Origin of the sequence: Nocardia acidivorans NBRC 108247 (assembly GCF_001625085.1) — a bacterium.
Lineage (GTDB): Bacteria > Actinomycetota > Actinomycetes > Mycobacteriales > Mycobacteriaceae > Nocardia > Nocardia acidivorans.
The window spans coordinates 54,785-75,811 of sequence record NZ_BDAW01000046.1; the positions used below are offsets into that span (position 1 = coordinate 54,785).

Here is a 21,027-nt window from a genome sequence, read left to right on the forward strand (position 1 = left end):
TGCACTGACGCAGGGGGTCACTCGACCTTTACCCGCGTGAGCGCATGCACGTCGCTAGTGCGGGAGGCGGGGGTAGGGGAGGTCGGTGCTGGTGCTTTCGGTGATGGCCAGGGGGCGGCCTATTTGGGGGAAGGCGCGCTGGGCGCAGTCGGAGCGCTCGCAGACCTTGCAGCCCGCGCCGATCGGGGTGGCGGTGGCGGCATCGTCGTAATGCAGGCCGCGGGAGTAGGTGAGGCGGTCGGCGTATTCGATATCGCAGCCCAGGCCGATGGCGAATTCTTTTGCGCCCGTGCCGAATCCGGTGGGGGTCGGGGTGGTGGTGCGGGCTATCCAGAGGTAGCGGCGGCCGTCGGGCATGGCCGCGACCTGGGTGAGCATGCGGCCCGGATGGGCGAACGCCTCGTGCACCACCCACAGCGGGCAGCTGCCGCCCACTCTGGAAAAATGGAATGCGGTGGCGGACTGGCGTTTCGAGATGTTTCCGGCACGGTCGGTGCGGATCAGGAAGAAGGGGACGCCGCGCTGGCCTTGGCGTTGCAGGGTGGACAGACGATGGCAGACGGTTTCGAAGCCGACCTCGAATCGCAGGCTGAGCAGATCGATGTCGTAGCGTAGTTCCTCCGCCGAGCGCAGGAATTTGCTGTACGGCAGGATGAGCGCGCCCGCGAAGTAATTGGCCAGGCCGATCCGGGCCAGGGTGCGGGATTCGCCTGCGAGGGAAGGCGTTTCGTCCAACACCTCGTCGAGCAGATTGCCGTGCAACAGGAATGCCAGCGTGGAGGCGATCTGGAAGGCGCGCTGCCCGGGGCGCAATCGCCGCGCGAGGGTCAGCGTGCGGGTCTCCGGTTCATAGTGGCGCTTGGGCACATTCGGATCGGCCCCGTCGCCGCGCACCAGGACGGTGACCCCGGCGCGTTCCTCCGCGACGCGGGCGAGCTGGCGGTCCAGCGATCCCACCGTGAGCCCGCAGTCCTCGAACAGTCGCTCGGCGGCCAGGTCGAGTTGGGCGATGTGATTGTGGTGGTCGTAGAAGAAGTCCCGCACATCCTCGTACGGCATGGGGACGCCGGGCGCACCCGTCGGGGTCGCCACCTTGGAGGAGAGCAGATCGAGTTGATCGGTGGCCGCGCGTAGTCGGCGGTGCATGGCCACAACGATTTTCGAGACCTCCGGCATGCGGGTGGCCAGGTCTTCGACCTCGGCGACCGGCGCGGCATTACCGCCCGCGGCCTCCACCAGGATCTCGTGCAGATCCGAGACCAGGCGGGCATCGGAGTCGGCGGCGAAGAACTGCACATCCAGATCGAATGTCGAGTTCAGTTTCAGCAGTACGGGAATGGTGAGTGGCCGCTGATCTCGCTCCAGCTGGTTGAGGTAGCTGGGTGAGAGATCCAGGGATTTGGCCAAGGCCGCCTGGGTCATCCGCCGTTCCTCGCGCAACCGCCGTAGTCGGGCACCCGCATACATCTTGCGCACGAGCAGGATGCTACCGATCGCGCTTCGCAATCATCGCAAATTGGCGGGACTCGCGAATTTTTCTTATTCCTGCTTGGCGTTTCGCGGTCGCGACGTGTCTGCGTAGCATGCGAATTCGGCGATTCGGGCGATTTGACGCAAGGCCCTCATCGTACGCGGGAGCGCGCGCGGCGGGAGCCGAACCGGGGTGGCAATCGATCGGACACTCGGCCGTCTCAGGCCAATATGAGGTGAACCTGAAGTTCGCCGACGAGGAATCCCAGCACCGCGCCGATCGCGACGAGCTTCCACTCGTCCTGTTTGAAGGCCGGACGCAGCAGGCCCTCGTATGCGTCATCGCTGAGCTGCTTGGTCTTCTCGATCACCAGACTGCGCACATCGAGCACCGCCATGGCGTGCCGGTCGAGGCCCGAGTGCGCGGCGGCGCGCACGTGATCCAGCACGAAGCGCACGGCATCGCGTTCCAGGGCGGTGTAGCTGTCGCGCGCGACCATGAGCATGAGCGGTTTCGCCGGTCCGGTCTGCAGGTCGAGGAATTCGCCGACGTGATGACTCAGCAGTGATGCCAACCGGTCGGCACGCTCACCATTGAGCACCGCCTCCAGAATCCGTGCCGGGGTGAGGATTTCGGTGGCGATGAGATCGCCGTAATCGGCGCAGACCTGTTCGCGCCGCTTGTGGAACAGCCCCTGCCAGCGCAGCGGGCCGATACCGATCGACTTGATCGGCCGGAAGATCATTTGCAGCGCAAGCCAATCCGTCACCAGCCCGGTGAAACCGCCGAAGGCGGGCATGAGCCAGGCGGAGTGCGTGAACGCCCAGGTGATCATCTGCACGAATCCGAGCACGGTGCCGAAGATCAAACCGGAGCGCACGATGAAGCGCAGTTCGTTCGCGCCCACCCGGCGCACCATCTCCACCAGCAGCGCCTTATCGTCCACCAGCGCGCTGATGGCCATACCGCGCAGATCCATCACCTGATCGATATTGGTGCGCAGATCGAAGACGATGTCCTCGATCAACCGCGGCAGATCCCGTTGTGCGCGTTCGATGATCGCGCGCTGCGCCGCAACGGGCATATTCACCCAGAGCCGCGGCTGATGCTTCATCATCATCTCGCGGACCATGTAATCCACGCCCGCGTCGAGTGGTTCGCGCAATCGGGTGGTCAACTCGGCGATATCGAGGCGGGCGATAATGTCCTGCGGATCGATGAGCTTGCCGAACATCAGGTCCACCGCGATGGTGGCCATGCGTGGCGCGGAGCGCGGGATCACGCCCTGCCAGCCGAGAAACGGTGGGATGCCGCGGAATTCGAGCGGATACATGAGCATGCGCACCGCGACGATCTTGGTCCCCCAGCCGATGAGCGCGGCCACCACCGGAATCGAGCAGTAGAGCAGCCAGTGGTCGGCGAAATCGGCGATCACGACGCGATCGGTTCCGCTGTTCGGATTGCCACGACTGCTCCTTGGTGCGATTATTCGTATACAACGATTCGGTTATTCGTATCGAGAGGCTAGGAGACGCGCGTGCCCGCTGGCAAGACCAGGACCGCGGACAGCTCCCCGCCCACCCAGCGCGTCATCTCCATCGTGGAGTTGCTCGCCGCCCAGCCCACCCCGCCGACCTCGGCGGAGATCGCGGACAGCCTGGACCTCAATCGCTCCACCGTCGGGGCCATTCTGGCCGCGCTCACCGAACGCGGATGGGTGCGGCGGCTGCCGGATCTGACCTACCGGCTGGGCCCGGCGCTGACCGCGCTCGGCGTGCGCATGGCCGATAGCCGCGGCGACCGGGCCTGGCTGAACGAGGAATTGGAGCGGCTGGCCGAGCGGGTGGACTGCGGTGCGGCGCTCACCGTCATCGACGGGGAGCACCTGGAATTCGTCGCGGTCACCCGGGACCGCCTCACCGTCGGCATCAAATCCGGGGTGCGCATCCCGCTGCGCGCCCCCGCCGGTGCGGGGATCATCGCGCACTCCGGGCCGGGCCGCCAACAGGATTGGCTCGACACCCGCGGTCCCGAACGCCGCGACGAATACCGCGATGTGCTGAGCACGGTGCGCGCCACCGGTTACTGCGCCTGGCGGCTCGAACCCGACAGCCTGCCCACCGCGCGGGTGCTCTCCGATGTCGCGGATCACCTCGCCGAGCATCCGGCGAGCAAGGATCTGCGCGGCCGGGTGCTGTCCCAGCTGGCCACCATTGTCGGCAGCGCCTACGACCAGCACACCCTCGATCAGGACATCCCGCTGCCGCTGAGCTATGTCAGCGCGCCCGTGTTCGACGGCGGTGGTCACGCCGTCATGGAACTCCAGATCGGCCCGCTCCGAATGGATGTCACCCGCCCCGAACGCCGCCGCTACCTCGACGAGCTGGCCGCGTCGGCCCGCCGCCTGGGCGCGGGCCTGGATAGGAAACACCATGCTCGACCCTGATGCCCTGGTCCGCGACATGTGCGCCGCCTGGGCGCGGCCCGACGCCGATCACATCGCGTCGTTCTTCACCGAAGACGCTGTGTACCACAATATTCCGATGGAACCGGTCGTCGGCCGGCAAGCTATCCGCGACTTCATCGCCGGCTTCGCCTCGGCCCTGGACGGCATCGACTTCCAGATCCACCGCCAGATGGTCACCGGCAACCTGGTCATGAACGAACGCACCGACGTCCTGCGCGGCGCGGGCCGCGACACCGAACTCCCCGTCATGGGCGTCTTCGAGGTCGTCGACGGCAAGATCGCCGCCTGGCGCGACTACTTCGACATGGCCCCCATCACGCGGGCGTTCGGAGGCTGAGGCGGCAAGATCCGTTGCACCGCTGAGGGTTTGGATCCCGGCCAAATACGGGCCGGGGTGACGGGTGGGTACCTACCGAGATGACGGGGTGGGTGCGCGCCGAGATGACGGTGTGGGTGCGTACCGGGGTGACAGGGGATTGCGCAACCCCATACGGGCGGATCCCGTGATGACGGCGGTGTCGCCGGTCAGGAGTCGGCGGGGAGTATAACCGCCTGGGCGGCAATCACATTCGCGCCGTTGAAGGTGACGGACGGTGAGCCGTGCAGCTGGTATCCCTCGTCGAGCAGGGCGCTGATGCGCTCGCAGAAGGTGGCGTCGTCCGGGCCGGTGATGAGGCGGTAACGCAGGCGGGTGGTCATGACCCGAGCCTAAGGCGAGGGACTCGCAGCCCCTGCGGGACGGGTGGCACGCAGCCCCTGTGGGTCGGGTGGCTCGCAGGCTCTGTGGGTCGGGTGGCTCGCAGGCTGTGTGGGTCGGGTGGCTCGCAGGCTCTGTGGGTCGGGTGACTCGCAGCCCCTGTGGTACGGGTGGCTCGCTGCGGTGCCGCGGTGTGAATGTGGCGGTGACCGATCATCGCTTTCGCGGGCGGAGATGACCAGTCACCGGCAGGTCAGCGGACGGCTCGGGCGGCGGCGACCAGGTTGCGCAGCGACGCCTCCACCTCGGCCGGGCCGCGGGTTTTCAGGCCGCAGTCCGGGTTGACCCAGAGACGTTCGGCCGGAACGGCTTTCAGCGCCTCGCGGAGGGAGGTGGTGATCTCCGTGACCTCGGGCACGCGCGGCGAGTGGATATCGTAGACGCCCGGGCCGACGCCGAGGGCGAAGCCCGCGGCATTGAGGTCGTCCAGAACCTCCATATGCGAGCGAGCCGCCTCGATCGAGGTCACATCGGCGTCCAGGTCCGCGATGGCGCCGATGACCTCGCCGAACTCCGAGTAGCACAGGTGGGTGTGGATCTGGGTGGCGTCGGAGACGCCCGCGGTGGCCAGGCGGAACGCCCCGACCGCCCAATCCAGGTAGGCCGCTTTGGCTTCCGCGCGCAGCGGGAGCAGCTCGCGCAGGGCGGGCTCGTCGACCTGGATGATGCGGATGCCCGCGGCTTGCAGGTCCACCGTCTCGTCGCGGATGGCGAGCGCCACCTGCCGGGCGGTATCGGCGAGCGGCTGATCATCGCGCACGAACGACCACGCCAGAATCGTCACCGGACCGGTGAGCATGCCCTTGACCGGCTTGCCGGTGAGCGACTGGGCGTACCCGATCCACTCGACGGTCATCGGATTCGGCCGCGCCACATCGCCGAACAGGATCGGCGGGCGGACGCAGCGGGTGCCGTAGGACTGCACCCAGCCGTGGGCGGTGGCCTGGAAACCGGTGAGCTGTTCGGCGAAATACTGCACCATGTCATTGCGCTCGGGCTCGCCGTGCACCAGCACGTCCAGGCCCAGCTTCTCTTGCAGCGCAATGACATCCGCGATCTCGGCGCGCATGCGCTCGTTGTACTGCTCGACGGTGATATCGCCCTTGACCAGCGCGGCCCGATCCTTGCGGATGGCGGGGGTCTGCGGGTAGGAGCCGATGGTGGTCGTCGGCAGCAGCGGCAGGCGCAGCCGTTCCTGTTGCAGCACACGGCGTTCCGCGGCGGGCGCACGATGAGCCGCCGCCGCACCGAGGGTGCTCAGCCGGGCCCGCACCGTGTCATCGCGCAGCCGCGGATCGATCGCCCGCGACGCGAGAGCCGCACGCGCGGAGGCCAATTCGTCGGCGACCGACTCGGTGCCGTCGTGCAGCGCGGTGGCCAGCAGCCGCACCTCGGCGACCTTCTCCGCGCCGAATGCCAGCCACGACCGCAGCGCCGGATCGATCTCGGTCTCGACATCGAGCGAATACGGTACGTGCAGCAGCGAACTGGAGCTGGAGACCGCCAGTGCGCCGGTGCTGCCGAGCAGTGTGCCCAGGGTGGCCAGCGCGTGATCGGCATCGGTGCGCCACACATTGCGGCCGTCCACCACACCGGCCACCACCAGCTTGCCCGCCAGTGCGGGCAGGGCCGCCACGTCATCGACGGTGACGCCCAATTCCGCCGTGGGCTCGGTCTTGCGGTGCCCGTCGGCATCGACGTGCGCACTGCCGCTGAAGTCCAGCGCAATGCCCTCGACCGCGGTCGCGGCGAGCGCGGCCAGGGCCGCGCCCGGACGACCGAAGTAGGTGGCCACCAGGATCGCGGGCCGCGCGGTGGCGGCCGACAGCTCCTCGTAAACCCTTGCCGTGACCTCGATTTCGGCCTCGCTCAGATCGGTGACGAGCACCGGTTCGTCGATCTGCACCCAGCTCGCACCGGCCTGTGCGAGCTGCGCCAGCAGGTCGAAATAGAGCGGCAGCAGGGCGTCGATACGCCGCAGCGGATTGCCCTCGGCATCCTTGGCCAGCTTCAGGAAGGTCAGCGGGCCGATGACCACCGGTCGCGCGGGTACGCCCAGCGTGAAGGCTTCCCGCAGTTCGCCGAGCAGCTTGCTCGCATCCAGCGTGAATTCGGTCCGGGCCCCGAACTCGGGCACCAGGTAGTGGTAGTTGGTGTCGAACCATTTGGTCATTTCCAGCGGTTCCACAGTGTCGGTGCCGCGGGCCGCCGCGAAATACCGGTCCAGCGGATCGGCGATCCCGGCGACTCGCTCCGGCAGCGCACCGAACATGGCGGCGGTGTCCAGCATCTGGTCGTAGTAGGAGAAGGTGCCGACCGGCACCGAATCCAATCCGGCCGCGGTGAGCCCGACGAGCTGGTCGCGGCGCAGGTCGGTGGCGACGGCATGCAGCTCGTTCGCCCCGGTGCGTCCCGCCCAGTAGGACTCGATCGCGCGCTTGAGTTCACGGCGCGGCCCGATCCGGGGCAAGCCGAGAACCGTTGCGGTGAAAGGGGAAGTGTTGGTCACGGGTGTGCTCCAGTGTTCCAAGTCCACTGGCCGCCGCCCATAGGGTGCACGCCGGACATCCCGAGGGCACCGTTCGCACGGCGCGGAAAACTCCGGCCCGTCCACCCAATCCACGAGGCGTCGACCGCCGGATACGGCGTATCCGGCGCATTCGGCAGGTCTTCGGACTCGCGGGCACCGGCCGATTCGGCCGACCTACTGGCCGTCGCTTCCCAGGCTGATGCCCAGTGCTGATGACGGCGGTCGTTCCTGCATACCGCTGCGGGACAGTGCCGGATTCTCACCAGCTTCCCTCTCACCGGACCACGGGGTGGCCCGGCTTCGACACCCGGCACAGACGGGAGGGGCTCCTCCACCATCGATGCCGCGTGAACCGACTGCCCCCGAAGCATATCGGCTTGGCCATTGATCCCGAGTGGGGTGGGCGATCGGAGTCATGCCGGGGGCGCGGCGGATGTGGTGCGCTTCGCTACCGCCGAGTAGTGCGGGCGGGTCGCGCGGGTGAATTCCCTGTCCCGGCCTTAGCAAGTCGGCGAATTCGAGTACGCGGCGTCCGCTAACCTCACCGCGGGCCATGTGTCCAGGTGATGAACACAAATTCGCAACCGACCGGTATGTGACTGTGAAGATTGCTGCGAAGGTGACTTCGATGCCCCCCGGACACACCCGGCCAGGTACCTTGGTCGAATGTTCTCCAAAGTCCTGGTCGCCAACCGCGGCGAGATCGCCATTCGCGCGTTCCGCGCGGCCTACGAACTCGGCATCGGCACCGTCGCGGTGTTCCCGTACGAGGACCGCAATTCGGTCCACCGGCTGAAGGCCGACGAGGCGTATCAGATCGGCGAACCGGGACACCCGGTGCGGGCGTACCTGTCGATCGACGAAATCATCAAGGCCGCCAAGACTTCCGGGGCCGATGCCATCTACCCGGGTTACGGTTTTCTCTCCGAGAACCCGGACCTGGCGGCGGCCTGCGCGGCCGAGGGCATCACCTTCGTGGGGCCGTCCTCCCATGTGCTGGAGCTGACCGGTAACAAGGCGCGGGCCATTGCCGCCGCCAAGGCCGCCGGACTGCCGGTGCTGGCCTCCAGCGCGCCGTCCTCGGATGTGAACGAGTTGATGGCCGCCGCCGAGACCATGGAATTCCCGGTCTTCGTCAAGGCCGTGGCCGGTGGTGGCGGGCGCGGTATGCGCCGGGTGGCGGACAAGGCGCAGTTGCGGGAGGCCATCGAAGCCGCCGCGCGCGAGGCCGAATCCGCGTTCGGTGACGCCACGGTGTTCCTGGAGCAGGCGGTGATCAATCCTCGGCACATCGAGGTGCAGATCCTGGCTGATCAGCAGGGCAATGTGATTCATCTGTTCGAGCGGGACTGCTCGTTGCAGCGGCGGCATCAGAAGGTCATCGAGATGGCCCCCGCCCCGAATCTGGATCCCGAACTGCGCGAACGCATTTGCGCGGACGCGGTCGCGTTCGCCGAGGAGATCGGCTACTCGTGCGCGGGTACGGTGGAGTTCCTGCTCGATGAGCGCGGCAAGCACGTGTTCATCGAGATGAATCCGCGGATCCAGGTCGAGCACACCGTCACCGAGGAGATCACCGATGTGGATCTGGTGCAGTCCCAGATGCGCATCGCCGCCGGTGAATCCCTGGAAGATCTTGGGCTGAGCCAGGATTCGATCGTCATCCGGGGTGCGGCATTGCAGTGCCGGATCACCACCGAGGACCCGGCCAACGGCTTCCGCCCCGATACCGGTCGCATCACCGGCTACCGTTCGCCCGGCGGTGCGGGCGTGCGACTGGACGGCGGCACCAATGTCGGCGCGGAGGTCGGCGCCTACTTCGACTCCATGCTGGTGAAGCTCACCTGCCGCGGCCGCGATTTCCAGACCGCCATGGCGCGCGCCCGGCGTGCCGTCGCCGAATTCCGTATTCGTGGCGTCACGACCAATATTCCGTTCCTGCTCGCGGTGCTGGACGATCCGGACTTCCGCGCCGGACGCGTCACCACCTCGTTCATCGACGAGCGCCCGCAGCTGCTCACCCTCAAGAGCTCGGCGGACCGCGGCACCAAGATCCTGCAGTACCTGGCCGATGTGACGGTGAACAAACCGCACGGCACCCGGCCCACCAAGCTGTACCCGCACGACAAGCTGCCCGCCCTCGATATGACGGTGCCGCCGCCGCCCGGATCGCGGCAGCGGTTGCTGCAACTGGGGCCGGAAGGGTTCGCCAGGGCGCTGCGTCAGCAGTCGGGCGTGGCCGTCACCGACACCACCTTCCGCGACGCGCACCAGTCGCTGCTCGCGACCCGCGTGCGCACCAACGGTCTGCTCGACGTCGCCGGGCATGTGGCGCGGATGACGCCGGAGCTGCTGTCCATCGAATGCTGGGGCGGCGCAACCTATGACGTGGCGCTGCGGTTCCTGTACGAGGATCCGTGGGAGCGCCTGGCCGCGCTGCGCGAAGCCGTGCCGAATATCAATCTGCAGATGCTGCTGCGCGGGCGGAACACCGTCGGCTACACCCCGTATCCCGAAAAGGTCACGCGCGCTTTCGTTTCCGAGGCCACGGCCACCGGTATCGACATCTTCCGCATCTTCGACGCGCTCAACAATGTCGATCAGATGCGGCCCGCCATCGACGCGGTCTGTGAAACCGGCACCGCCATAGCCGAAGTCGCCATGAGCTACACCGGCGACCTCTCGGATCCGAACGAGAACCTCTACACCCTCGACTACTACCTCAAGCTCGCCGAACAGATCGTCGAGGCCGGGGCGCACATCATCGGCATCAAGGATATGGCCGGACTGCTGCGCGCACCCGCCGCCGCGACCCTGGTGACCGCGCTGCGCCGCGAATTCGAGCTGCCGGTGCACGTGCACACCCACGACACCCCCGGCGGACAGCTGGCCACCTATCTCTCCGCGTGGCAGGCCGGTGCGGATGCGGTGGACGGCGCCTCGGCGCCCATGGCGGGCACCACCTCTCAGCCCGCGCTCTCGGCAATCGTTGCGGCGGCGGCGAATTCGCCGTACGACACCGGACTCAATCTGCAGAACGTCTGCGATCTCGAGCCCTACTGGGAATCGCTGCGAAAGGTGTACGCGCCCTTCGAATCCGGACTGCCGGGACCGACCGGACGTGTCTACCACCACGAGATTCCGGGCGGTCAGCTGTCGAACCTGCGCCAGCAGGCCATCGCCTTGGGCCTCGGTGATCGGTTCGAAGAGGTCGAGGCGAAATACGCCGCGGCGGACCGACTGCTGGGCCGCCTGGTCAAGGTCACCCCGTCCTCCAAGGTCGTCGGCGATCTCGCCCTGGCGCTGGTCGGCAGCGGCGTCGATGTCGAGGACTTCGCCGGTGATCCCGGCCGGTATGACATCCCGGACTCGGTAATCGGTTTCCTGCGTGGCGAACTCGGCACCCCCGCCGGTGGCTGGCCCGAGCCGTTCCGCACTCGCGCCCTGGCCGGTCGCGGCCCGGCCAAACCGGAAACCCAGCTCACCGCCGAGGACGAGGCCGGACTGAACGGCAGCTCCGCCGAACGCCGCGCCACCCTCAACAATCTGCTCTTTCCGGGGCCCACCGCCGAATTCCTCGCTCACCGTGAGAAGTTCGGCGATACCACCGGCCTGTCCGCCAACCAGTTCTTCTACGGCCTGCGGCACAATGAGGAACACCGCGTACAGCTGGACAAGGGCGTCACCCTGCTCATCGGCCTGGAGGCCATCTCCGAGCCCGACGAGCGCGGTATGCGCACCGTCATGTGCATCCTCAACGGCCAGTTGCGCCCCATCACGGTGCGTGACCGTTCCATCGCCAGCGAGGTCCCCACGGCCGAGAAGGCCGACAAGACCAATGGCGGCCATATCGCCGCCCCGTTCGCCGGTGTGGTGACCCTGGCTGTCTCCGAAGGCGATTCGGTCTCAGCGGGCGACACGATCGGCACCATCGAGGCCATGAAGATGGAAGCCGCCATCACCGCCCCGCGCTCCGGCACGGTGCGCCGCGTCGCCATCGGTAAGGTGCAGCAGGTCGAAGGCGGCGACCTGCTGGTCGAACTCCGACTCACCGAGGCCGCGGCCGAATGATGCGCCGCCCCCGGCCTTCCGCCGTCGCCCCCGCGCCGCACGCGCCGTCGTGCGGGCGGGCAGGATCGGCGGTGCGCCGTTGACCCGCATCATCTCCGGTACCGCGGGCGGACGCCGACTACGCGTCCCGCCCGCCGGCACCCGCCCCACCTCCGACCGCGTCCGCGAGGCCCTGTTCAACCTCGTCGCCGCCCGGATGGACTTCGACGACCTCCGCGTCCTCGACCTCTACGCGGGCTCGGGGGCGCTCGGCCTGGAAGCGTTGTCCCGCGGCGCATCCCACGCCCTGCTGGTCGAATCCGACCGCAAGGCGGCCGCGATCATCCGGGGCAATATCTCCGACCTGGGCCTGCCCGGCGCGGACCTGCGAATGAACACCGTCGCGGGCACTCTGGGCCGCAATGCGGCGGGCGCACTCGCCCTGGCCCCGTCCTCCCCGCCCGGCGGCCCCTACGACCTCGTCTTCTCCGACCCGCCGTACGCGGTCGAGGTCGAGGAGGTCAATGCCGACCTGCTCGCCCTCGCCGAGGGCGGCTGGCTCCACGACGGCGCCCTCATCGTGATCGAACGCTCCACCCGCTCCCCGGAAATCACCTGGCCCAAGGGCTATTCGCCGCTCACACCGCGCACCTACGGCGAAACCCGACTGGATCTGGCCGAGTACGAGCCGTAGGAACCGGCACGGTCGGACTGCGGTAGCGTTCGACCATGGCTGGAGCACTGTGCCCGGGGTCGTTCGATCCTGTGACCAATGGACATCTTGATGTATTCGAGCGGGCGGCTGAGCAGTTCGACGAGGTGATCGTCACGGTGGTGGTGAACCCCAACAAGAAGGGGATGTTCACCGTCGAGGAGCGGATGGAGCTCATTCGGGAGGTGACCGCCCACCTGCCGAACGTGCGGGTGGAGTCCTGGCGCGGGCTGCTGGTGGATTTCGCCAAGGAGCAGGGGGTCACCGCGATCGTCAAGGGGCTGCGCGATGCCACCGATCTCGGGTACGAGATGCAGATGGCGCAGATGAATCGCAAGCTCACGGGGGTGGACACGTACTTCATCGCCACCAATCCGCAGTACGGGTTCGTCTCGAGTTCACTGGTGAAGGAGGTCGCCTCCTACGGGGGTGATATCTCCGATCTGCTGCCGCCGGTCGTGCACAAGGCGCTGATCGAGCGGATCGCGGAGAACCGCCGCTGAGCGTCGTCGCCTCACGATGCGCGGACACCCGCGCAGTGCGGCGCGATTCGGCACGTGCCGGAGTTCGGAGGTGGGTGCGCTCGGATCGAGTGCGCCCACCTCCGCTCCAGGGCAACGAATCCGGGCTTGCCTACAGCCGTCGGGCCGAGATTCGGCGGGGCGCGGGAGCGGGGGCCGGTTCTATGCGGCCCGCGGCGCGGCGCGGCCGAGACAGCGCGGCGCGTAGGCGGCGCGCGGGGGCATCGGTGTGCAGGTCGTTCCAGGTCCACCTGACAACCTGAAAGCCCAAGGCACGCAAGGAGGTTTCGCGGTTCTGTTCGCGGCGCAGGGCCTCGGGGACATTGTCCGCGCGGTGAAGCAGACGGCCGTAGCGCAGTGGCCCGTCGAATTCGCAGAGGGTGGCGAACTCCTCGTAGTAGAAGGCCACCCGGCCCATGAAACGGCCGTCGGGTGCCAGCACATTGCCCTGGGTGCGGGGCAGGGGGAGACCTCGGCGGCCGAGCATGAGCCGGCTCAAGGACTCACCCGCGCTTCGGCTCCGGCCATCCAGCGCCGCGACCACCCGCTTGGCCTGCGCTATCCCGTGACGGCAGCGCGCGAGCGAGAGTTCTTCGCCCAGTTCGGCTTCGGTGAGACCGAAGGTTCCGGTCAGCGCATCGCACGCGACCACCGCCGCTTCGAACGGCAGGGACAGGGCCAGATCGATCACCGTGCGCGCGGGCGGAGTCACCAGCAGCCCGTCGATCTCCACCGCCGAATCCAGCGGTGACCCATGCACTTTCGTATACGGCCGGGTACGCCCGCCGCCACGCCGATTGCGGGTCACCACGACTCGATCCAGCGGTGTGCGCCACAGCGGAGCGCCGTACAGCACGGCGGCGGATTGATGACTGACCACCGTCCCCTCGGCCATATCCGGTAGCACCGCCTCGATCAGCAACCGATGCCGTTCCCGCCAATTCCGCGTGGGAACCCCTGCGGCCAGCGAGATCGCCCACGGTGCGGAGGAACCCTCGGGCGCTGACCCGCCCCCGCGCGTCGTGCGCCCCGTTGCGGGCGTCGGTGTCTGCCCGTGAGCGGGAGCCCAGTCCGCCGACGGCTCGCCCCCTTCGAGCAGTCGCCGGGTCAATCGCTTTGGCGCGCACAGCTGTCGGAGGCTCGGCTCACTCGCCGACCCGGACTTCCGCGACGGGTTCATTCGCCCTCCCCGCGCGGGCGACCGCGCCGCCGGCCGTGTCCGACGCAGGACGCGTGAACCCTCCCGGCGGGGCGCGGGGGTGCGGGGCGACGGGTATCTCGCCGTCCGCCAAGGCATCCGTGCGATCTCTGCATGGTCGGTACCCCTCTCAATCGGTCTGTGCTTGCTTGGACGCAGGCCGGAGCGAGCGGGTTCCCCCATCCCGGAAATGACGAATCCCCGCATCCCATGCCGTTTTTCGGCGAATGCGAGGATTCGGGAAGCGCTGCGCTCAGAAAACCCAGAGTCGCAGGGTCAGGAAGCGGATGGTGCCGACCGCGGCCGTGATCGCAAGCACCGCAGTGGCTTCGGCGATATCGCCCATGCCCGGTGCGGTGGACTCCAGGATCGCCAGTCCCGCCGAGGTGATGGCCAGACCGGCCAGGGCCAGCCCGCCGCCCTCGAGCTGCGCGGTGTACCAGCGCACCCGGCCGGCCGCGTGGAAGGTGAGCCGCCGATGCAGCTCATTGGCGACCGCGGTGCTCACGATGGATCCGGCCAGATTGGCCAGCTGCGGCCCGCCGCCGTAGAAGGCGAGGAAGAGCATCAGATAGCCGATATTGCTCAGGCCACCGACGAGGGCGAAGCGGATCAACTGTGCGAGGGCGTGCTCTCCGCGCAACCACGTGCCGAGCTGTCCGGTCCAGCGGACGCCGGCGGTGCGCACGGCCTCGGTCCCGGAGACCATGGCCTCGGTGCCGTACGAGTAGGCGTCGACCAGCGCAGTGCTCGGGCTCGTAGCCCGCTGCGGGATGCCCAGGACAGCCATTGTCATTTCCCTCGAACACGTCAGGAGCCTGCCCGGCGGAGCCCGCTTGTAGCGGTCCCGCGGCCCCGACACAACAATTTCTTGTTGCTTGAATGTAAACCAACTGGAGGGGTTTCCTCCACTTGTTTTCGTGTGGTGTGAAACAGGTCTCCGACACGCCGGGTTCGAACCTTGGTGACAGCGCGCGGAAGGGCAGACTTGTTCCCGCGGAGTTCTCGCCGTGAAGTCCTGGCAGGAGAGTGGGGTAGCAACATGTACCGCGTATTCGAAGCGCTCGACGAACTCGTGGCCATCATCGAAGAGGCGCGGGGCATCCCGCCCACGCGCAACTGCATCGTGCCGCGCGGTGAGGTGCTCGAACTGCTCGACGATGTGCGCGAGGCTCTGCCGGGTGAGCTCGACGACGCCCAGGACGTGCTCGATCATCGCGACAAAATCGTCATCGATGCCCGCAATGCCGCCGAGACCGCCGTGACCGGCGCGAATCAGCAGGCGCACGAGACCGTCACCACCGCCCGCGACGAGGCCGACCGTATCCTGGCCGATGCCAAGGCGCACGCGGACCGCATGGTCGCCGAGGCGCGCGCGCATGCCGAGCACCTGGTGGGCTCCGCCGAGGCCGAGGCCGAGCGCGTTGTCGCCGACGGTAATAAGGAGTACGAGGCGGTCACCGGCCGCGCCCGCTCCGAGGCCGATCGCATGGCCGCCGCCGGACAGGCCAGCTACGACCGCTCGGTCGCCGACGGCAAGGCCGAACAGGAGCGCCTGGTCTCGGCGACCGAGGTGGTCCGGGCCGCGCACGCCGAATCCGCCCGGCTCATCGACGCCGCCCAGGCCGACTCCGATCGCCTGCGCACCGAATGCGACGAGTACGTCGACGCCAAGCTCGCCGACTTCGAGGAGACCCTGCACAACACCCTGCGCATCATCGGCCGCGGCCGCAACCAGGTGCGTTCCGGTACGGCCGTCCCGGATTACGCGGCGGAGTTCCGGCGGTAGGTTCGCGACTCCCGGGGCCGCGGACCCGCCGCAGCGCAGCGGAGGCAATTGGGCACGGTTTGGGTTGTTCTCAATCGTTTCGGTATTGTTGAGTGGTTGCCCATTCCATACCGAACGTGAGTGAGTCCTTGATGTCCGAATCCGGTTCCAAGCCGCGTCATCGTCGCACGACGATCGACGACGCGGGCTTCAATCTGGATGCGCGACGCCTGGGCCGCAAGCCGGGCTCGATTCTCCCGGTCAAGCGCACCTTCAATACCGATGAGCGCATCGGTGTCGAGATGATCGGCATTCCCGCGGGCGGTGCGGTCGAACTCGACCTGACCCTCCAGTCGGTCTCCGAGGGCGTGCTGGTGCTGGGAACGGTGCGCGCCACCCTCGAGGGTGAATGCTCGCGCTGCCTGGAATCGTTCACCGACGATATCGAGCTGCATCTCACCGAGCTGTTCGCCTACCCGGACAGCGCCACCGAGAAGACCACCGAGGACGACGAGATTCATCGCCTGGTCGATGACATGATCGAACTCGAACCGGCGGTCGTCGACGCAGTCGGTTTGGAACTGCCGCTACAGCCGCTCTGCGAGCCGGATTGTGCGGGATTGTGCCCGGAATGCGGTGTACGGATGGCGATTGCGGGTTCCGGCCATGGTCATGAGATACTTGACCCTCGCTGGGCCGGGCTCGCGAAATTGACTGTCGCCGACGACGAAGTCGTCAGCGATGCAGCCCCCGGAAATGGCGCCGCAGGCGCCGCACCGGACACCCATCAATAGATTCTGAACTGGCGGCGCACAACAGCGCCGCGAGTCCGAGGACAGAGGAGAAGTAGTCGTGGCCGTTCCGAAGCGCCGGATGTCCCGTTCCAACACCCACTCGCGCCGGAGCCAGTGGAAGGCCGTCGCGCCTACCCTGATCACCTGCCCGAACCGTGCCTGCGGCCAGCAGACCCTGCCGCACATCGCGTGCCCCTCGTGCGGCACGTACAAGGGCCGCCAGGTCACCGCTGCGGTCTGATTCTCTGATCCAGCCGATCGTGACCGCCAGCAAGGACGCGGCGGAGGTGCCCGCCGTGGGTGACACCGCCGACCATTCCAGCCTGCTCGAAGCGCTCGGCGTCGACGTACGACCGGACCTGTTGCGCCTCGCGCTCACGCACCGGTCGTACGCCTACGAGAACGGCGGGCTGCCGACCAATGAGCGCCTGGAGTTTCTGGGCGACTCCGTACTCGGCCTGAGCATTACCGAACGCCTGTATTTGGAGCATCCGGACAAGTCCGAGGGTGAGCTCGCCAAACTGCGTGCCAGCGTGGTGAATATGCATGCCCTGGCCGAGGTGGCTCGCAAACTCGGCCCGGGCGGACTCGGCACCCACCTGCTGCTCGGCAAGGGCGAAGAGCTCACCGGCGGCCGGGACAAGCCGAGCATTCTCGCCGACGGTATGGAGTCGCTCCTGGGCGCCGTCCATCTCGAGCACGGCATCGACACCGCGCGCACCGTGGTGCTGACCCTCTTCGCCGACCTGCTCGAGCGTGGCCCCCGCATGGGCGCCGGGCTCGACTGGAAGACCAGTCTGCAGGAGCTGACCGCCGAGCGCGGTATCGGCGTACCCAGCTATGAGATCACCTCCACCGGACCCGACCACGACAAGGAGTTCACCGCCACCGCGGTGATCGGTGGGAAGGCATACGGCCAGGGGGTGGGACGCTCCAAGAAGGAAGCCGAGCAGAAGGCCGCGGGCGCCGCCTATCGGGCGTTGAACGCCGAGAATGCCGCTGCCACCGAGGGATCGGCGCAGTAGTCGCCGATGCCCGAACTTCCCGAAGTCGAAGTCGTACGACGCGGTCTCGCCGAACATGTGGTGGGCCGCGTCGTCGATTCGGTGACCGTCAAACATCCGCGTTCGGTGCGACGGCACCTGCCCGGCGGCGGTGATCTGGCCGCCCGGCTCGCCGGTCGGCGGGTCGACTCCGCGCAACGGCGCGGCAAATTCCTCTGGCTCACCTTCGACGAGCCCGATCTGTCCCTCGTCGTGCATCTGGGCATGAGCGGGCAGATGCTGGTGCAGACCGCCGACGCGCCGCTGGAGAAGCACGCGCACATCATCGCGAAACTCGATACCGGGGCGCAGTTGCGCTTCGTGGATCAGCGCACCTTCGGCGGCTGGCAGCTCGCGGATCTGGTCGAGGTGGACGGGACGCTGGTGCCCGAGCCGGTCGCGCATATCGCCCGCGATCCGCTGGATCCGCTCGTCGACGACGAGCTCACCGTGGCGGCCATGCGCGCCAAGAACTCCGAGATCAAACGCGTCCTGCTGGATCAGACCGTGGTCTCCGGGGTGGGCAATATCTACGCCGACGAGGCGCTGTGGCGGGCGAAACTGCACGGTGAGCGGGTGGCGGCCAAGCTGACCCGGCCGGTGCTGCGCGGTCTGCTCGGCGAGGTGCGCACGGTCATGACCGAGGCGTTGAGCGCCGGCGGCACCTCCTTCGACGCGCTCTATGTGAACGTGAACGGGCAATCCGGGTACTTCGAGCGCTCGCTCAACGCCTACGGCCGTGAGAGCGAAGCCTGCCGGCGCTGCGGTGCGCCGATGATCCGCGAGAAGTTCATGAACCGCTCGTCGTTCTCCTGCCCGCGCTGTCAGCCCCGCCCGCGCAACTGACAGTTTCCGCCGCGGTTGCCCGGTCTTCGGTTCTTGCCTCCCTACTGGAGGCTGTGAAGCGCTACCTTTTTCACAGCGGCATGTGTGGTGCGGGCTGGAGGGACCAATGCGCAAACTGACCTACTACGTGGCAGCGACCATCGACGGATTCATCGCGTCGGAGGATGGTTCGGTCGACTTCTTCCCGGTGGGCGGTGATCACGGTCCCGCGATCACCGCACAGTATCCCGAGACGCTACCGACCAAGGTGCGTGAGGCGCTCGGGGTGGATAAACCCAGCGTCACCTTCGACACCGTGATCATGGGGCGCAAGACGCACGACTTCGGCGTGCGGACCGGAACCTCCAGCCCGTATTCGCATCTGCGTCAGCTCGTGGTCTCGGCCAAACTGCCCGAGACGCCGGATCCGGATGTGGAGCTGATCTCGGCCGATCCGCTGGCCCGGGTGCGGGAACTCAAGCGGGAGAAGGGACTCGGCATATGGCTCTGCGGTGGCGGTGAACTCGCGCAGACACTGCTGCCGGAGATCGATCAGATCTTCCTCAAGCTGTACCCGATCGTGCTCGGGCACGGCCGCCCGCTCTTCGGCGCGGGGGCCCGGCTGCCCGAGGCCACCCGCTACCGGGTGCTGACCAGCCGCATCTTCGAGGACGGCGTGGCCTTCCTGAAGTACAGCCGGGTGCGCTGAAAGCGCCTGGCGCGCTAGAGGATCGCGACCGCGACGACCAGGCCCAGCGCGAAGTGCGCGGCCGCGACCACGAGAGCCTCGGTGGAGAACGTGGGGCTCTCGAGCACCTCGCCGATATTGATGCCGAGCACCATTTCGATCACGCGCACCGAGATCACCTGGGCGATGATGCCGACCAGACCGTAGATCATCGCCGCGATCAGGCCCTCGGAGAGCTTGCCCGCCTGCGCGTAGATCGCCAGCACCACGATGAAGGCCATGCTGAGCATGCCCGCGGAGCTGACGATCACGGCATTGGGCAGGCCCTGCGCGACCATCTTGCGCAGATTGCCGGGGGTGGTCAGATCCACCGCGTGGAAGCCGATGAGCATGAGCGTCAGGCCGATCAGCGCGTAGAGGAGGATCGCGCCTACGCCACGGCCGAGTGAGCTCCAATACCCCGACTCGAGCGCGAGAGTGGTCATCATCTGGTGTGTCCTCCGGGACGGGTGGTTGATGGGATCAGGGCTGCGGAATACGGTGTGGCACAAAGGTAGAGCTGTCGTCGGTGATCAGGCCGACAGTCTCGCGGATGCCCAGGCCCGCCGAGGTGTCGCCGACGATCCAGGCCCCGAGCACCGGGCGCATACCGTCGAATTCCGGTAGCGGGTCCAGCATTTGGTAGACGAAGCCCTCTTCGCCGTAGACGCCGCCGGTGGCGGTCTCCATACCGGGGCCGACAATGGTCATATTCGCGCCCTCGCGGCCGAGCTTGGGTTTGCGAATGTACTCGGTGAGCTCGTGCGGGTCATCGATGTAGGCGGGCAACAGATTCGGATGTCCGGGGTACATCTCCCACAGCACCGCCAGCAGCGCCTTGTTGGAAAGCATTGTCTTCCACAGTGGTTCGAGCCACATGGTGCCCGGCAGCGATTGCGCGACGCGCTTGCCGAAGTCGTCGTCCAGCACCCATTCCCACGGGTACAGCTTGAAGATGGAGTCGATGGGCGCTTCGGCCAGATCGACGAAACGCTCCAGCTCGGTATCGAATCCGATCTCCTCGATGGGCAGGGCGACCGTATCGAAGCCCGCCTCGGCGGCGGTCTCCTGCATGTACGCGGTGGTGACATTGTCCTCACCGGAGCCGTCCGCACCGGACCAGGTGAAATGCAGTTCCGCCGTCGGCAGCAGTTCGCGCACCTCACTCCAGCGCTCGACCAGCTTCTCGTGCAACGAGTTCCACTGATCGTCATCGGGGTGGGTGTCGGTCAGCCAGTGCCACTGCACGATCGCCGCCTCCAGCAGGGAGGTGGGGGTATCGGCGTTGTACTCCAGCAGTTTCGCCGGTCCGCGCCCGTCGTAGCGCAGATCGAAACGGCCGTAGATGTGCGGGTCCGAGCGCTTCCAGGAGTTGGCGATATGCTCCCAGCTCCACTGCGGCAGACCGAAATCGGCGAATCGCTCGGTGAGGATGATGTTCTCCACGGCGTGCAGGCACATACTGTGCAGCACCTCGACCTGCGCCTCCAGCGCCAGGATCTCGTCCATATCGAACTCGTAGTGCACCGATTCGTCCCAGTACGGGCGCGGCTGACCATCGGTATCACGCCCCGGCGATCCGTACACCAGCCCCTGACCCTCGATGATCTGCTGCCAACCCGGGCGCGGAGTGCTGCGCACTCGCCGCATCAAGAACCTCCGCCGATTTTGGAACCGAGCCCGCCGCGCTGAATAGTGCTGCCGCTCTTGGTCTTCACGTCCGCGCCCTTGGGCAGCACGGTGGTGCCGCCGGTCGGTGCGTGGCCGATCGTATTGCCGCTGCCACCGTAGTAGTAGCGGTACTGGCTGCCATTGAGAATGAAGATGCCACCCAGACCGCTGCTGCCGGTGCGCTCGGCATCATCGCAGTAGTTGTCCGGAACCACGATCTCCTGATCGTCCTGGGTGGCGGTAATGGTCTGGCCGTTGCCGACCGCGACCACCTGACCCTGTTTGGCCACCACCGTGCAGTAGGCGGTCACCTCGGGCGTGGTGAGCGCGTCGTACGCCAGATAGCCGCCGCCGACCAGTGCGGCCACACCCACCACGGCCGCGCCGCCGATGAGCAGTTTCTTCTTCTTGGCCTTCTTGGCGTCCTCGGCCTCGGCGGCGGCGCGTTCGGCCTCCTCGGCGCGCTTGCGGGCCTTCTCGCGGGCGCGGGCCT

General features: G+C 67.4%; 20 protein-coding genes and 1 riboswitch. Of the genes, 11 read left to right on the top strand and 9 right to left on the bottom strand.

Annotated features, from left to right (window positions below):
* Positions 1 to 54: 54 nt before the first annotated feature.
* Both NA10_RS23785 and NA10_RS23790 read right to left on the bottom strand, forming a co-directional pair.
* A complete protein-coding gene (locus tag NA10_RS23785; RefSeq protein ID WP_067571648.1) occupies positions 55 to 1,476 on the bottom strand; it encodes a short-chain fatty acyl-CoA regulator family protein in 1,422 nt (473 codons plus the stop codon).
* 215 nt (positions 1,477 to 1,691) lie between these two features.
* Positions 1,692 to 2,906 (bottom strand): DUF445 domain-containing protein, encoded by a 1,215-nt coding sequence (locus NA10_RS23790; RefSeq protein ID WP_218021567.1) that lies wholly within the window; start codon positions 2,904 to 2,906, stop codon positions 1,692 to 1,694.
* Positions 2,907 to 3,008: 102 nt separating this feature from the next.
* Here NA10_RS23790 and NA10_RS23795 point away from each other — a divergent pair, with 102 nt between their 5' ends.
* The gene (locus tag NA10_RS23795) at positions 3,009 to 3,917 is read left to right on the top strand and encodes an IclR family transcriptional regulator (RefSeq protein WP_067571652.1); all 909 of its coding nucleotides are present in this window, start codon (positions 3,009 to 3,011) and stop codon (positions 3,915 to 3,917) included.
* The gene (locus tag NA10_RS23800; protein ID WP_067571654.1) at positions 3,904 to 4,275 is read left to right on the top strand and encodes an SgcJ/EcaC family oxidoreductase; all 372 of its coding nucleotides are present in this window, start codon (positions 3,904 to 3,906) and stop codon (positions 4,273 to 4,275) included. Before NA10_RS23795 ends, NA10_RS23800 begins: the two co-directional genes overlap by 14 nt.
* Before the next feature lie 188 nt (positions 4,276 to 4,463).
* Here NA10_RS23800 and NA10_RS35890 read toward each other — a convergent pair whose 3' ends face one another.
* Entirely contained in the window at positions 4,464 to 4,637 is a 174-nt protein-coding gene (locus tag NA10_RS35890; RefSeq protein ID WP_084515169.1) for a DUF1737 domain-containing protein, read from the bottom strand.
* 251 nt (positions 4,638 to 4,888) lie between these two features.
* On the bottom strand, positions 4,889 to 7,204 hold the full coding sequence (gene metE, locus NA10_RS23805; RefSeq protein ID WP_067571689.1) for a 5-methyltetrahydropteroyltriglutamate--homocysteine S-methyltransferase: 2,316 nt from the start codon (positions 7,202 to 7,204) through the stop codon (positions 4,889 to 4,891).
* A gap of 136 nt (positions 7,205 to 7,340) precedes the next feature.
* Positions 7,341 to 7,518, bottom strand: a riboswitch (cobalamin riboswitch).
* Positions 7,519 to 7,891: 373 nt separating this feature from the next.
* Here metE and NA10_RS23810 point away from each other — a divergent pair.
* The 3 genes from NA10_RS23810 to coaD all read left to right on the top strand — a co-directional run bounded on the left by NA10_RS23810 (position 7,892) and on the right by coaD (position 12,490).
* On the top strand, positions 7,892 to 11,296 hold the full coding sequence (locus tag NA10_RS23810) for a pyruvate carboxylase (protein ID WP_067571656.1): 3,405 nt from the start codon (positions 7,892 to 7,894) through the stop codon (positions 11,294 to 11,296).
* Between the two features lie 79 nt (positions 11,297 to 11,375).
* A complete protein-coding gene (gene rsmD / locus NA10_RS23815; RefSeq protein WP_067571658.1) occupies positions 11,376 to 11,969 on the top strand; it encodes a 16S rRNA (guanine(966)-N(2))-methyltransferase RsmD in 594 nt (197 codons plus the stop codon).
* 35 nt (positions 11,970 to 12,004) lie between these two features.
* The gene (gene coaD / locus NA10_RS23820; protein ID WP_067571660.1) at positions 12,005 to 12,490 is read left to right on the top strand and encodes a pantetheine-phosphate adenylyltransferase; all 486 of its coding nucleotides are present in this window, start codon (positions 12,005 to 12,007) and stop codon (positions 12,488 to 12,490) included.
* Between the two features lie 130 nt (positions 12,491 to 12,620).
* Here the strand turns inward: coaD and NA10_RS23825 are convergent, their stop codons facing one another.
* Together NA10_RS23825 and NA10_RS23830 are read right to left on the bottom strand one after the other, a co-directional pair.
* Positions 12,621 to 13,430 carry a hypothetical protein gene (locus NA10_RS23825; protein WP_084515171.1) on the bottom strand — a complete coding sequence of 270 codons (810 nt, stop codon included), beginning with the start codon at positions 13,428 to 13,430 and terminating at the stop codon, positions 12,621 to 12,623.
* Positions 13,431 to 13,959: 529 nt separating this feature from the next.
* Positions 13,960 to 14,502, bottom strand: a complete 543-nt coding sequence (locus NA10_RS23830; RefSeq protein WP_084515172.1) for a GtrA family protein — start codon at positions 14,500 to 14,502, stop codon at positions 13,960 to 13,962.
* Positions 14,503 to 14,748: 246 nt separating this feature from the next.
* Between NA10_RS23830 and NA10_RS23835 the strand changes: the two genes are divergently transcribed.
* The 6 genes from NA10_RS23835 to NA10_RS23860 all read left to right on the top strand — a co-directional run bounded on the left by NA10_RS23835 (position 14,749) and on the right by NA10_RS23860 (position 18,845).
* The gene (locus NA10_RS23835; protein WP_067571664.1) at positions 14,749 to 15,495 is read left to right on the top strand and encodes a DivIVA domain-containing protein; all 747 of its coding nucleotides are present in this window, start codon (positions 14,749 to 14,751) and stop codon (positions 15,493 to 15,495) included.
* Positions 15,496 to 15,626: 131 nt separating this feature from the next.
* Positions 15,627 to 16,268 carry a YceD family protein gene (locus tag NA10_RS23840; protein WP_067571666.1) on the top strand — a complete coding sequence of 214 codons (642 nt, stop codon included), beginning with the start codon at positions 15,627 to 15,629 and terminating at the stop codon, positions 16,266 to 16,268.
* A gap of 58 nt (positions 16,269 to 16,326) precedes the next feature.
* A complete protein-coding gene (gene rpmF, locus NA10_RS23845; RefSeq protein WP_067571668.1) occupies positions 16,327 to 16,509 on the top strand; it encodes a 50S ribosomal protein L32 in 183 nt (60 codons plus the stop codon).
* Positions 16,510 to 16,528: 19 nt separating this feature from the next.
* Positions 16,529 to 17,293: a ribonuclease III gene (rnc, locus tag NA10_RS23850; RefSeq protein WP_067571670.1), complete on the top strand. Its 765-nt coding sequence runs from the start codon at positions 16,529 to 16,531 to the stop codon at positions 17,291 to 17,293.
* 6 nt (positions 17,294 to 17,299) lie between these two features.
* Positions 17,300 to 18,157, top strand: a complete 858-nt coding sequence (gene mutM / locus NA10_RS23855; RefSeq protein WP_067571672.1) for a bifunctional DNA-formamidopyrimidine glycosylase/DNA-(apurinic or apyrimidinic site) lyase — start codon at positions 17,300 to 17,302, stop codon at positions 18,155 to 18,157.
* A 106-nt stretch (positions 18,158 to 18,263) separates the two neighbouring features.
* Positions 18,264 to 18,845 carry a dihydrofolate reductase family protein gene (locus NA10_RS23860; protein ID WP_067571674.1) on the top strand — a complete coding sequence of 194 codons (582 nt, stop codon included), beginning with the start codon at positions 18,264 to 18,266 and terminating at the stop codon, positions 18,843 to 18,845.
* A 14-nt stretch (positions 18,846 to 18,859) separates the two neighbouring features.
* Here the strand turns inward: NA10_RS23860 and NA10_RS23865 are convergent, their stop codons facing one another.
* From NA10_RS23865 to NA10_RS37655, 3 genes are all read right to left on the bottom strand, one after another.
* Positions 18,860 to 19,309, bottom strand: a complete 450-nt coding sequence (locus NA10_RS23865) for a DUF350 domain-containing protein (protein ID WP_067571692.1) — start codon at positions 19,307 to 19,309, stop codon at positions 18,860 to 18,862.
* Positions 19,310 to 19,346: 37 nt separating this feature from the next.
* Positions 19,347 to 20,513 (bottom strand): glutathionylspermidine synthase family protein, encoded by a 1,167-nt coding sequence (locus NA10_RS23870; RefSeq protein WP_067571677.1) that lies wholly within the window; start codon positions 20,511 to 20,513, stop codon positions 19,347 to 19,349.
* On the bottom strand, positions 20,513 to 21,027 hold a 515-nt coding region (locus NA10_RS37655; protein ID WP_067571679.1), incomplete at its 5' end, for a hypothetical protein. The genes NA10_RS23870 and NA10_RS37655, both read right to left, overlap by 1 nt.